The following is a 13,423-nucleotide window of genomic DNA, read 5'->3' as shown; positions in this document are numbered from 1 at the left end:
CGCGGCCGACGCGCTTCGGTCGTGGACTCCGTCCGGACCTCTGCGAGCAGATCTCTACCCGAGGTCGACAGCGGCCGGATGCGGCCCGCGCTGCTGCAGCTCCGGAGCCCACTCGGCGATGCGGTCGGCATCGGCCCCCACGAGCACGATGTTGCCGAGCTCCTCGCCGGCGAGCACCCTCGGCGGTGCCGTGGCCAGCGTGGCCTCCACGACGCGACCGAGCTCGAGGCGTTGCGCGCGCGTCTGGATCTGCGAGCGACCATCGGCCACGTTCACGACGATCGCGCCGCCGAGCGCCAGCAGCGGGGCGACCTCGTCGAAGAATCCGCGCAGCCCGACGTACTCCGGCGACTCCAGCGCCAGGTAGATGTCGACGACGATCACGTCGAAGGCGATCTCGCCATCCTCCTCGAGTCGCGCCAGTGCCTGCCTGGCGTCGGAGAACACGATCGTGATCCCGGATGCGTCGGCCAGCGGCATCCGCTCGAGAACGAAGTCGGTCTGCTCCCGGTCGATCTCCACGACGACCTGCTCCGAGTCGGGCCGGGTGGCGGCGACGTAGCGGGCCAGGGTGAGTGCACCGCCGCCGAGGTGAAGCGCCCGGATCGGCTGGCCGGGGTCGGCGACCAGGTCGATGACATGGCCGATGCGCCGGGTGTACTCGAAGAACAGCCGCGTCGGATCGGCGGGGTCGACATGCGACTGACGGATGCCGTCGACGCTCAGGATGAAGCTGCCGGGGACGAACGGATCCTCGTCGAGCCGCATCCGTTGGTCCATCCTCCGACCCTACTCGGGCGGAATCACGGGGGAGCGACGGCGGGAATAGACAGCAGACCTCGCGGTTATACCGGAAGAAGCAAAAGAGGTCAAGAAACCGCTGGACATATCGTGATCCAACGGTTATGCTTTTTCTTTGCGCTCCTAGACATCACTCTGCCTTCATATTGCGGTCGGCTCTGCGTGATCGGGTACATATACCGGTCCCCACGCATCAGAGGGTCTACGAGTACTCCATCATTACCGATCGTAACGAGACCTGACGGGGTCCACGGAGGTTATTTCCTTGGCTGCTGCGCGCAACGCAACCACCAACTCACCCAAGAACGGTCGTAACGCTTCGCGTTTGTCGTTCGCCAAGATCACGGACACGCTGACTGTTCCCGATCTGCTCGCTTTGCAGACGGAGAGCTTCGACTGGCTGGTCGGCAACGACGCGTGGAAGTCACGCGTCGCGGAGGCTCAGGCAGCCGGCCGCAAGGATCTTCCCGAGAAGACCGGTCTGGAGGAGATCTTCGAGGAGATCTCTCCGATCGAGGACCTCGGCGAGACCATGCAGCTCAGCTTCTCGAACCCCGAGCTCGAGCCCGAGAAGTACACGATCGACGAGTGCAAGGAGAAGGGCAAGACCTACTCCGCCCCTCTCTACGTGAACGCCGAGTTCATGAACCACCTCACCGGTGAGATCAAGACCCAGACGGTCTTCATGGGCGACTTCCCGCTCATGACCCCCAAGGGCACGTTCGTCATCAACGGCACCGAGCGTGTCGTCGTGTCGCAGCTCGTCCGCTCGCCGGGCGTCTACTTCGAGCGCACCCCCGAGAAGACCTCCGACAAGGACATCTACTCGGCTCGCGTCATCCCGAGCCGCGGTGCCTGGCTCGAGTTCGAGATCGACAAGCGCGACCAGGTCGGCGTTCGCATCGACCGCAAGCGCAAGCAGAGCGTCACCGTGTTCCTCAAGGCCCTCGGCCTGTCGAGCGAGGAGATCCTGGCCGAGTTCGCCGGCTTCCAGTCCATCGAGCTCACCCTCGAGAAGGACAACATCCTCACGAAGGAAGAAGCCCTCAAGGACATCTACCGCAAGCTCCGTCCGGGCGAGCAGGTTGCCGCCGAGGCCGCGCGTGCGCTCCTCGACAACTTCTACTTCAACCCGAAGCGCTACGACCTGGCGAAGGTCGGTCGGTACAAGATCAACAACAAGCTCGGCCTCGAGGCCCCGCTGACCGACTCGGTGCTGACCGTCCAGGACATCATCGCGACGATCAAGTACATCGTGGCCCTGCACGACGGCCAGACCACCTTCGCAGGCCACCGTGCCGGCAAGGCCGTCGACCTGCGTCTCGACACCGATGACATCGACAACTTCGGCAACCGTCGCATCCGCGCCGTGGGTGAGCTCATCCAGAACCAGGTGCGCACCGGTCTGTCCCGCATGGAGCGCGTCGTCCGCGAGCGCATGACCACGCAGGACATCGAGGCCATCACGCCGCAGACCCTGATCAACGTGCGCCCCGTCGTCGCCGCGATCAAGGAGTTCTTCGGAACCTCGCAGCTGTCGCAGTTCATGGACCAGAACAACCCGCTCGCGGGTCTGACCCACAAGCGTCGTCTCTCGGCGCTCGGCCCCGGTGGCCTCTCGCGCGACCGCGCCGGTGTCGAGGTCCGCGACGTCCACCCGTCGCACTACGGCCGCATGTGCCCGATCGAGACCCCGGAAGGCCCGAACATCGGCCTGATCGGATCGCTCGCATCATTCGCGCGCATCAACTCGTTCGGTTTCATCGAGACCCCGTACCGTCGCGTCGTCGCCGGCCGGGTCACCGAGGACATCGACTACCTCACGGCGATGGAGGAGGACGACTTCATCGTCGCCCAGGCCAACGCTCCGCTGAAGGCAGACGGCCACTTCTCCGAGGACCGCGTCCTCGCCCGTAAGAAGGGTGGCGAGGTCGACCTGATCCCCGCCGACGAGATCGGCTACATGGACGTCTCCCCGCGCCAGATGGTGTCGGTCGCGACCTCGCTCATCCCGTTCCTCGAGCACGACGACGCCAACCGCGCCCTCATGGGTGCGAACATGCAGCGTCAGGCCGTCCCCCTGCTCCGCAGCGACAGCCCGCTCGTCGGAACCGGTATGGAGGGCTACGCAGCCATCGACGCCGGTGACGTGCTCACCTCCGACAAGGCCGGTGTGGTCGCCGAGGTCTCTGCGGACTTCGTCACCATCCAGCTCGACGAGGGTGGAACCCAGACCCACTACCTGCGCAAGTTCGACCGCTCCAACCAGGGCACGTCGTACAACCACCGCGTCGTCGTCAACGCCGGCGACCGCATCGAGGCCGGCGAGGTCATCGCCGACGGACCTGCGACCGACAACGGCGAGCTCGCCCTCGGAAAGAACCTCCTCGTGGCATTCATGCCGTGGGAGGGTCACAACTTCGAGGACGCGATCATCCTGAGCCAGAACCTGGTGAAGGACGACGTCCTCTCCTCGATCCACATCGAGGAGTACGACGTCGACGCGCGCGACACGAAGCTCGGCAAGGAGGAGATCACCCGTGACCTCCCCAACGTCAGCCCCGACCTGCTCGCCGACCTCGACGAGCGCGGCATCATCCGCATCGGTGCCGAGGTCCGCCCCGGCGACATCCTCGTCGGCAAGGTCACGCCCAAGGGCGAGACCGAGCTCAGCGCCGAGGAGCGCCTGCTCCGCGCGATCTTCAACGAGAAGAGCCGCGAGGTGCGCGACACGTCGCTCAAGGTTCCCCACGGTGAGCAGGGCACCATCATCGGTGTCAAGGTGTTCGACTCGCAGGACGGCGACGACGAGCTCGGCTCGGGCGTCAACCAGCGCGTTGTCGTCTACATCGCCCAGAAGCGCAAGATCACCGAGGGTGACAAGCTCGCCGGTCGTCACGGCAACAAGGGCGTCATCTCGAAGATCCTGCCGGTCGAGGACATGCCGTTCCTCGCCGACGGAACTCCGGTCGACATCATCCTGAACCCGCTCGGCATCCCCGGTCGAATGAACTTCGGCCAGGTGCTCGAGACCCACCTCGGTTGGGTCGCGAAGCAGGGCTGGAAGGTCGAGGGCAACCCGGCATGGGCCAAGAAGCTCCCCAAGGACGCCCACTCGGCTCCGGCAGGCACCAAGGTCGCCACCCCGGTGTTCGACGGTGCGTCGGAGGAGGAGATCGAGGGTCTGCTCGACTCGACCACGGTCACCCGTGACGGCGATCGCCTGATCGACCGCACCGGTAAGACGCGCCTGTTCGACGGCCGCTCCGGCGAGCCGTTCCCGCAGCCCGTCTCGGTCGGCTACATGTACATCCTGAAGCTGCACCACCTCGTCGATGACAAGATCCACGCACGTTCCACGGGTCCGTACTCGATGATCACCCAGCAGCCGCTCGGTGGTAAGGCGCAGTTCGGTGGACAGCGCTTCGGTGAGATGGAGGTCTGGGCGCTCGAGGCTTATGGAGCCGCGTACGCCCTGCAGGAGCTCCTCACCATCAAGTCCGATGACATCCTCGGCCGCGTGAAGGTCTACGAGGCCATCGTCAAGGGCGAGAACATCCAGGAACCCGGAATCCCCGAGTCCTTCAAGGTGCTCATCAAGGAGATGCAGTCTCTCTGCTTGAACGTCGAGGTCCTCTCGGCCGACGGCAGCGTGTTCAGCCTGCGCGACACGGACGACGAGGTCTTCCGTGCCGCAGAGGAGCTGGGCATCAACATCTCCACGCGCTTCGAGTCGTCGTCTGTCGACGAGATCTAAGCCACCTCACCAATTGAAGACTTCGGAAACTTTCCAAGGAGAGAAATTGCTCGACGCAGCCACTTTTGACGAGCTTCGTATTGGTCTGGCCACTGCTGACGACATCCGTCGTTGGTCGTACGGTGAGGTCAAGAAGCCTGAAACCATCAACTACCGCACCCTCAAGCCCGAGAAGGACGGCCTGTTCGGAGAGCAGATCTTCGGACCGAGCCGTGACTGGGAGTGCTCGTGCGGCAAGTACAAGCGTGTCCGGTTCAAGGGCATCGTGTGCGAGCGCTGCGGCGTGGAGGTCACCAAGTCCTCCGTCCGTCGTGAGCGCATGGGACACATCGAGCTCGCAGCTCCCGTGACCCACATCTGGTACTTCAAGGGCGTCCCCTCGCGCTTGGGCTACCTGCTCGACATGGCACCCAAGGACCTCGAGAAGGTCATCTACTTCGCCGCCTACATGGTGATCGACGTGGATGTCGACGGACGCCACCAGGACATGCCCGGTCTGGAGAACGAGCTCCGTCTCGAGATCAAGACCCTCGGCGACCAGCGCGACTCCCGCATCGCGGGCCGCCTCGCCAAGCTCGAAGAGGACCTCGCGGCCCTCGAGGCCGAGGGCGCCAAGTCCGACGCCAAGAAGCGCACGAAGGACGGCGCCGAGAAGGAGATGGCTCAGACCCGCAAGGCGGCTGACGAGCAGATCGCCCACCTCGAGCGTGTCTGGGAGGACTTCCGCACGCTCAAGGTCGGCGACCTCAAGCCCGAGGACAGCGTCTTCCACGAGCTGCAGGACCGCTTCGGCATGTACTTCGAGGCCTACATGGGCGCCGAGGCCATCAAGAAGCGCCTCCTCGCCTTCGACCTCGCGGCCGAGGCCGAGAGCCTGCACCTGCAGATCACCGAGGGCAAGGGTCAGAAGAAGATCCGCGCCATCAAGCGTCTGCGCGTCGTCAGCTCCTTCCTCGCCACCGGCAACTCGCCGGCAGCGATGGTGCTCGACGTGGTTCCGGTCATCCCGCCGGAGCTGCGCCCGATGGTGCAGCTCGACGGTGGCCGCTTCGCGACCTCCGACCTCAACGACCTCTACCGTCGTGTGATCAACCGCAACAACCGTCTGCGTCGCCTGCTCGACCTCGGTGCTCCCGAGATCATCGTGAACAACGAGAAGCGGATGCTGCAGGAGGCCGTCGACGCACTGTTCGACAACGGCCGCCGTGGTCGCCCCGTCACCGGTACCGGCAACCGCGCCCTCAAGTCCCTGAGCGACATGCTCAAGGGAAAGCAGGGTCGCTTCCGCCAGAACCTGCTCGGAAAGCGCGTCGACTACTCGGGTCGTTCGGTCATCATCGTCGGTCCGCAGCTGAAGCTGCACCAGTGCGGTCTGCCCAAGCAGATGGCTCTGGAGCTCTTCAAGCCGTTCGTCATCAAGCGCCTGATCGACCTGAGCCACGCTCAGAACATCAAGGCGGCCAAGCGCATGGTCGAGCGTTCGCGCCCGCAGGTCTGGGACGTGCTCGAGGAGATCATCCGTGAGCGTCCGGTTCTGCTGAACCGTGCACCCACGCTGCACCGTCTCGGCATCCAGGCATTCGAGCCCCAGCTCGTCGAGGGCAAGGCCATCCAGCTGCACCCGCTCGTCTGCGCCGCGTTCAACGCGGACTTCGACGGCGACCAGATGGCTGTCCACCTGCCGCTGTCGGTCGAGGCCCAGGCCGAGGCCCGCATCCTCATGCTCGCGTCGAACAACATCCTGAAGCCGTCGGACGGCCGCCCGGTGACCCTGCCCACGCAGGACATGATCATCGGTCTGCACCACCTGACGACCATTAAGGAGGGCGTGACTGGTGAGGGCCGTGCGTTCAGCTCGGTCTCCGAGGCGATCCTCGCCTTCGACCAGCACTCGCTCGACCTGAACGCCAAGGTGCGCATCCGTCTGACCGACAAGTTCTTCGCCGAGGGCACGCAGCCCGAGGGCGTCGAGCTGGTCGACGGCAAGGCCGAGGGCACCGTTCTGGTGAACACCTCGCTCGGACGCGCGCTGTTCAACGAGACCCTGCCCGCCGACTACCCGTACTTCGAGGACGTCGTCGACAAGGGCGCCATCTCGGCGATCGTCAACGACCTCGCCGAGCGGTACCCCAAGGTGCAGGTTGCTGCAGCTCTCGACAACATCAAGGACGCCGGCTTCCGCTGGGCGACTCGTTCCGGTGTCACCGTCGCACTCAGCGACATCCTGACCCCGCCGAACAAGCCGCAGATCGTCGCCGGTTACGAGAAGCAGGCCGCCAAGGTCACGGCGCAGTTCGAGAAGGGTCTCATCACCGACCTCGAGCGTCGCCAGGAGCTCATCCAGATCTGGACCAAGGCCACCGACGAGGTCGCTGTCGCCATGCGCGCCAACTTCCCCGAGGACAACACCATCAACCGCATGGTCACGTCCGGTGCTCGTGGTAACTGGCTGCAGGTGCGCAACATCGCCGGTATGCGAGGCCTCGTGAACAACCCGAAGGGTGAGATCATCCCTCGCCCGATCATCTCGAGCTATCGCGAAGGACTCTCGGTCGCCGAGTACTTCATCGCGACGCACGGTGCCCGCAAGGGTCTGGCCGACACGGCCCTCCGTACGGCCGACTCGGGATACCTCACGCGTCGACTCGTCGACGTCTCGCAGGATGTCATCATCCGCGAAGAGGACTGCGGCACGGGCAAGGGCCTCGATCTCGCGATCGTCACCCACGACGCCGACGGCAACGTCGTTCTCGTCGACGGCAAGCCGACTCGCGACGACAACGTCGAGAACTCGGTCTACTCGCGCAACCTCGCAGCCGACGCGGTCAACGCCGCCGGTGAGGTCGTCGCGGCTGCCGGCTCCGACGTCGGAGACGTGCTCATCAACGAGCTCGTCGCCGCTGGGGTCGAGTCGATCAAGGTGCGCTCCGTGCTCACCTGCGAGTCCGCCGTCGGTGTCTGCGCGAAGTGCTACGGCCGTTCGCTCGCGACCGGCAAGCTCGTCGACATCGGTGAGGCCGCAGGCATCATCGCGGCCCAGTCGATCGGTGAGCCCGGAACGCAGCTCACGATGCGTACCTTCCACACCGGTGGATCCGCATCCGCAGCCGACATCACGCAGGGTCTTCCCCGCGTGCAGGAGCTCTTCGAGGCTCGTACCCCCAAGGGTGCGTCGCCCATCGTCGAGGCCGCCGGTCGCATCACGATCGAGGACACCGACCGTGCCCGCAAGGTGATCCTCACGCCCGACAACGGCGACGAGGCCATCGCGTACCCCGTGCTGAAGCGTTCCACGCTTCTTGTGGAGGACGGCCAGCACGTCGAGCTCGGACAGCAGCTCATCGTCGGAACGCTCGACCCGAAGGAAGTTCTTCGCGTCAAGGGTGTCCGTGAGGTGCAGAAGCAGCTCGTCAACGGTGTGCAGGACGTCTACCGTTCGCAGGGTGTCCCGATCCACGACAAGCACATCGAGGTCATCGTTCGTCAGATGCTCCGCAAGGTGACTGTCGTCGATCACGGTGACACCGACCTGCTCCCCGGTGAGCTGGTCGACCGTTCGAAGTACAACGAGATCAACCGCGCGGCTCTGGCCGAGGGCAAGAAGACGGCTTCGGCTCGTCAGGAGGTCATGGGTATCACCAAGGCTTCGCTCGCGACCGAGTCGTGGCTCTCGGCCGCTTCGTTCCAGGAGACCACGCGTGTTCTCACGCAGGCCGCCATGGAAGGCAAGCGCGACCCGCTGGTCGGCCTCAAGGAGAACGTGATCATCGGAAAGCTGATCCCCGCCGGAACCGGACTTGCGAAGTACCGCAACGTCACGGTCGAGGCGACGGAAGAGGCCAAGGCCGAGCGTTACCCGAACCGGATCTTCGCGGATGACGCGTCGTTCACCGAGGGTGACCTGAGCTTCGTCGACTTCGACAGCTTCTCGTCCGACGACTTCACGCCTGGCAACTACAGCTAGGCACGAGTCACACCAGGAAGGGCCCCGCATCCACTCGGATGCGGGGCCCTTCCTCGTTTATCACCGCTCGGTCGATCGTCCGCGCGGTAGTTTTGCCGTCGCGCGCCTGAAATAACGATAGCGATCGCGAGGAACGGGCGCGTACCGACTACACCCGTTGCCGGGGACGTGGACAGTTCGCGAAGTCAGCGCTCCCGCCGTGGCAGCCACTCCAGCACGCGCTGGATCTGCTCGTCCCAGCGCGCCCAATCGTGCCCGCCGGGGCCCTCGCTGTAGGTGAGCGGCAGGCCGGCGCCATCCGCGGCATCGCGGAACCGGCGGTTCTCCTCGATGAGGTGGTCCTCGGTCCCGCACCACGCGAAGAGCGATGGCAGGGATGCCGGGTCGAGCGATGCCACCAGAGCGAACAGGTCGTCACCCTTGGCCTGCGCCTGTTCGAGGCTGCCGTGGTTCGCCAGCCATTCGCCTTCCCGCTCCCGGACGACGATGTCGAGGGCGCCCGACAGGCTCGCCGCCGCTGCTATGGAGTCCGGCTTGTTCAGCGCCCATTTGAGCGCACCGTAGCCGCCCATCGAGAGCCCGGCCACGAAGGTGTCCGCCGGCTCGCTCGAGAGGGGGAAGAAGCCCTGCATCACGCGGGGCAGTTCTTCCGAGATGAAGCTGAAGTAGTCGTAACCCACGACCTGGTCGGTGTAGAAGCTGCGCCCCGCATTCGGCATCACGACGGCGATGCCGTGCTCGGTGGCGTGGCGCTCGATGGCGCTCCAGCGCAGCCAGGCAGTCTCGTCGTCGGACCGCCCATGCAACAGGTAGAGCACGGGCAACCGCCCGCCTGCCAAGGTCGCCTCCTGCGGGAGGATCACGTTCGCGTGGGTCGTCACGCCGAGCACGTCCGAGAAGAAGCTGCACTGCATCAGGGCCATGGGCCCACTCTACGAGCGCGGGATCGCTCGGCGCGAGAAGCTGCTCAGCGATCGCCCGCCACCGCGATGTGCGGGCCGAACGGGCCGTCGAGGGAGACCGACGGCAGGAGCGCGACGCCGTCGAGCGGATGCGCGGAGCCGGTCCGGATGTCGGCATCCGGCAGAACCTCGCGAACGGATGCCCCGAAGGCGTCGGCCAGCTCGGGGGAGCGGAACACTCCGCCGATGCCGCGCACGCTCGCGGTGGGGTTGGCGTCTTCGCCGACGCGGCGGAGCGCCGTGAGGGCCGAGAGCGCCAGGTCGCGACCGGCGGACGTCATGATGCCTGCCGCCACGGCATCCGACGCCGCCAGCTCGCCGACCACGGCGGCGTAGGCGGCGATTCGTCGCACCCGGCCGTCGTCGGACTGCAGGTCGATGTAGGCCTCTTCGAGCTCGGGGAACTCGCGCTGCACCACCGCGGTGAGGGCGGTCTCCGCGCCGCGACCGTCGTAGGCGCGCATCACGGCGTCGAGGGCGGCCCGGCCGATGGAGTAGCCGCTGCCGGCGTCGCCGATGAGGTACCCCCACCCGTCGACGCGTGCCACGGTCGTCGCTCCCACTCCGAGCGTGACGACGCCGGTTCCGGATGCCACGACGGCACCGCGCGACGCTCCGAGGGCCCCGAGGTAGGCGCCGATGGAGTCGTGCGTCAGGCGCACCTCGCGCACGCGGAACGGCTTCAGCGCCGAGAGCAGCTCTTCGGGTCGGGTCTGGTCGGGAGTGAGTCCCGAGACGCCGAAGCTCACGACATCGACATCGCTGCCGGTCTCCTCGGCCACGGCGACCACGATGCCGGCGAGCTGGGGGATGAGCGGACGGTCGGTGCGGATGCCGGTGAACTCGAAGTCCTGCTGCGTGCGGTCAGCTCCGTCCAGGCGCACCTTGATGCCGGTCTGACCGGCGTCGATGGCGAGAGCGGAATGCGAGGCTGGCGCGGGAGAAGTCACCCGTCGATCGTAGTCGGCAGGCACCGGGCCGCTGCCCTCCGACCCTCAGGCTGACGTCGCCCCGATCGTGGAGAGCCGATCGGCCAGCCACGCCGCCTGCCTCACCCACTGGTGGCCCTGGCCGCCCTCGTGCTCGTTGAACGGGTACACCTCGATGGCGGCATCCGTCGCCCAATGATTGCGGGTGGCGTAGACCGTCGACGGCGGGCAGGTCTGATCGTGCAGGGCGGTCGAGAACAGTGCCGGCGCCGACGCCCGCCGGGCGAAGTTGACCCCGTCGAAGTACGACAGCGTGCGGTAGGTCTGCTCGACCACGTCGCGGTGCACCGAGAGGTAGGTCACGATCTCCTGGTACGGGAAGGCATCCGTCAGTCCCACCGCGCGTTCGAAGTGCTGCAGGAACGGCACGTCGGGCAGCACGCCGAGGAGGCCGTCGACCAGTCCGGCGACGGCGACGGCGATGCCGCCGCCCTGGCTGACGCCGGTGACGATGATTCGAGCGGGGTCGATCTGCGGCAGCGTGCGTGCGGCATCGACGAGCCGTACGGCGTCGGTGTAGACGCGACGGTAGTAGTAGTCGTCGGGGCTCTGGATGCCTCGGGTCATGAAACCGGGGGAGGACGGACCGGTTCCGGCAGGGTCGGGGGTGTCTCCGCCGGTTCCCCAGCCGCTGCCCTGGCCGCGGGTGTCCATGATGAGATGCGCGTAGCCGGATGCCGCCCACTCGAGCTTCTCGTGCGGCAGGCCGCGCCCGCCGCCGTACCCGAGGTACTCGATGACGGCGGGCAGGGGCGACGTGCTGCCGCTCGGCAGCAGCAGCCACGCCCGGACGGGTTGGCCGGCGAATCCGGTGAAGGTCACGTCGTGCACCTCGACCTGCGTCAGCGGCGAGGACACCCGCTCGACCACCGGTTCGGCCGGAAACGCCCGCGCCTCGTCGAGGGTGCGCTCCCAGAAGGCGTCGAAGTCCTCGGGCTCGGCCACCTCGGGCCGGTAGAGCTCGAGCTCGGGCAGGGTGAGGTCGAACCGGGTCATGCGTCATCCGTTCGCGTCGGTGGAGGTGAGACCTGACGAGCGTATCGGCGTCGGGGTGGGCATCCGTTGTGCGCGGATTCGCGGGGTCGACGGGGTACGTGCCGGGTGGGCGCAACGGTGGACACGCAGCGTGCCCCGATTGCGGGACTGGTGTGACTCGTGGGAACCCCGTTAGCTTGCCCTGTTACCTGAACAATTCACCCGAGCTCCCCTTCTTGCCCCTACACAAACTGCGGCCGCTCGGGCCATAGCCGCAGCTTTGGTGTCCCCATGGGAGGTCGATGTGGCTGCGCTCGCTGAGATCCTCATTCTGCACGGGCACCTTCCCATCGAGCATCTCGACGAGATCATGGCGATGGACGAAACGGATGAGTCCGCCGTTCGGGGCCTCGTCGTGCGCGGTGTGATCAGCGATCTCCAACTCGCCAAGGCGAGGGCTGCGCAAGCGGGAGTTCCGTTCATTGAACTCGCGGACTACCCGGTCGATCGGGCAGCGGTGGCGATGGTGAGCTCCGCGACCTGCCGTCGGTACGAGGCCATGCCCATCGCACTGGCCCCGGGGAGAATCGTCGTGGCGATGACGAACCCCGGCGATGTCTTCGCCATCGACGACATTCGAGAGGCATCCGGCCTGCAGGTCATCGCCGTCGTGGCAGAGCGCGGCGATCTCATGAACGCCATTACGCGCTATCACCGAGCGGATGGTGAACTCTCCGATCTGACGACCACGCTCGAGGAAGAGAATGTCGCACAGGTCGCCGAGGCCTTCAGTGTCGGCGATGCTCAGGATGACGACGCACCAATCGTTCGCTTCGTCAACCTGTTGGTCAGCCAGGCGATCGAAGACCACGCATCCGACATCCACATCGAGCCCGCCGAGAAGAACGTGCGCGTGCGGTACCGCATCGACGGCGTGCTGCACGAGATGCAGAGTGCCCCGAAGAGCATCCAGAACGGCGTGATCTCGCGGCTCAAAATCATGAGCGACATCGACATCGCGGAGCGCCGCAAGCCGCAGGATGGCCGCATGTCGGTCAATTCCGCCGGCCGCAAGATCGATCTGCGCGTGGCGACGCTGCCCACGGTGTGGGGCGAGAAGGTCGTCATGCGAATCCTCGACAACACCAACACCAGCCTCGACCTCCGGGACCTCGGCCTGAGCGAGGCGAACGGCGCCATCTACAAGGCCTCGTACTCCAAGCCCTATGGCATGATCCTCGTGACGGGGCCGACGGGTTCCGGCAAGTCCACGACCCTGTACTCCACCCTCAACCAGGTGGCCAGAACCGAGGTCAACGTCATCACGGTCGAGGACCCGGTCGAGTACCGCATGGCCGGCATCAACCAGGTTCAGGTGAACCCGAAGGCGGGTCTCACCTTCGCCAGCGCGCTCCGCAGCATCCTGCGATCCGACCCCGACGTCGTGCTGCTCGGTGAGATCCGCGACCATGAGACTGCGCAGATCGCCATCGAGGCGTCGCTCACTGGACACCTGGTGCTCTCGACCCTCCACACGAATGATGCGCCGAGCGCCGTCACCCGACTGATCGAGATGGGAATCGAACCATTCCTCGTCGGGTCGGCCCTCGACAGCGTCGTTGCCCAGCGGCTGGCCCGTCGGCTGTGCGAGCGGTGCAAGCATCCGATCTATACGGAGGCCAAGCAACTCGCAGCGCTGCGCTTCCCCGTCGACCCGGCCGGGGAGGCTGTCCCGACCTTCGCCCCCACCGGGTGCTCGAGCTGCTCGAACACCGGATATCGCGGGCGTCTCGCGCTGCACGAGATCATGGCGGTCAACGAGGAGATCGAGCGCCTCGCCGTCGCCCATGCATCCAGCTCCGACATCGCCGCAGCCGCGCGCGCCAATGGAATGACATCGCTCCGCGATGACGGCTGGCTCAAGGTCCAGGCCGGTCTCACGAGTGTCGAAGAGATCATGCGAGTCGTCGTCTGA

The 13,423-nt window shown here is 66.1% G+C and carries 7 protein-coding genes; 3 read left to right on the top strand and 4 right to left on the bottom strand.

Annotated elements, in window-relative coordinates; all coding sequences use genetic code 11:
* Positions 1-54 precede the first annotated feature (54 nt).
* Positions 55-780, bottom strand: a complete 726-nt coding sequence (locus tag E4M00_RS02790) for a spermidine synthase (RefSeq protein ID WP_135118969.1) — start codon at positions 778-780, stop codon at positions 55-57.
* A gap of 286 nt (positions 781-1,066) precedes the next feature.
* On the opposite strand from E4M00_RS02790, the gene rpoB reads away from it, so the two are divergent.
* Positions 1,067-4,558: a DNA-directed RNA polymerase subunit beta gene (gene rpoB, locus E4M00_RS02785; protein ID WP_056165667.1), complete on the top strand. Its 3,492-nt coding sequence runs from the start codon at positions 1,067-1,069 to the stop codon at positions 4,556-4,558.
* 46 nt (positions 4,559-4,604) lie between these two features.
* Entirely contained in the window at positions 4,605-8,522 is a 3,918-nt protein-coding gene (locus E4M00_RS02780; RefSeq protein WP_056165669.1) for a DNA-directed RNA polymerase subunit beta', read from the top strand.
* A 185-nt stretch (positions 8,523-8,707) separates the two neighbouring features.
* On the opposite strand, the gene E4M00_RS02775 is transcribed toward E4M00_RS02780, so the two are convergent.
* From E4M00_RS02775 to E4M00_RS02765, 3 genes are read right to left on the bottom strand one after another with little or no spacing between them, the layout of a single operon-like run.
* A complete protein-coding gene (locus E4M00_RS02775; protein ID WP_135118968.1) occupies positions 8,708-9,445 on the bottom strand; it encodes an alpha/beta hydrolase in 738 nt (245 codons plus the stop codon).
* Between the two features lie 44 nt (positions 9,446-9,489).
* A complete protein-coding gene (locus E4M00_RS02770) occupies positions 9,490-10,434 on the bottom strand; it encodes an N-acetylglucosamine kinase (RefSeq protein ID WP_135118967.1) in 945 nt (314 codons plus the stop codon).
* A 45-nt stretch (positions 10,435-10,479) separates the two neighbouring features.
* A complete protein-coding gene (locus E4M00_RS02765) occupies positions 10,480-11,469 on the bottom strand; it encodes an acetylxylan esterase (protein WP_135118966.1) in 990 nt (329 codons plus the stop codon).
* A 283-nt stretch (positions 11,470-11,752) separates the two neighbouring features.
* Between E4M00_RS02765 and E4M00_RS02760 the strand changes: the two genes are divergently transcribed.
* Positions 11,753-13,423 carry a GspE/PulE family protein gene (locus E4M00_RS02760; protein WP_135118965.1) on the top strand — a complete coding sequence of 557 codons (1,671 nt, stop codon included), beginning with the start codon at positions 11,753-11,755 and terminating at the stop codon, positions 13,421-13,423.

The organism is Orlajensenia leifsoniae, from assembly GCF_004570845.1.
GTDB lineage: Bacteria > Actinomycetota > Actinomycetes > Actinomycetales > Microbacteriaceae > Orlajensenia > Orlajensenia leifsoniae.
This window is presented reverse-complemented; position numbering and strand designations above follow the sequence as displayed.

What these genes read in the sequence shown, in the direction of transcription:
- E4M00_RS02790 (WP_135118969.1), bottom strand. Translation starts at nt 780, where the DNA reads ATGGACCAACGGATGCGGCTCGACGAGGATCCGTTCGTCCCCGGCAGC.
- E4M00_RS02775 (WP_135118968.1), bottom strand. Translation starts at nt 9,445, where the DNA reads ATGGCCCTGATGCAGTGCAGCTTCTTCTCGGACGTGCTCGGCGTGACG.
- E4M00_RS02765 (WP_135118966.1), bottom strand. Translation starts at nt 11,469, where the DNA reads ATGACCCGGTTCGACCTCACCCTGCCCGAGCTCGAGCTCTACCGGCCC.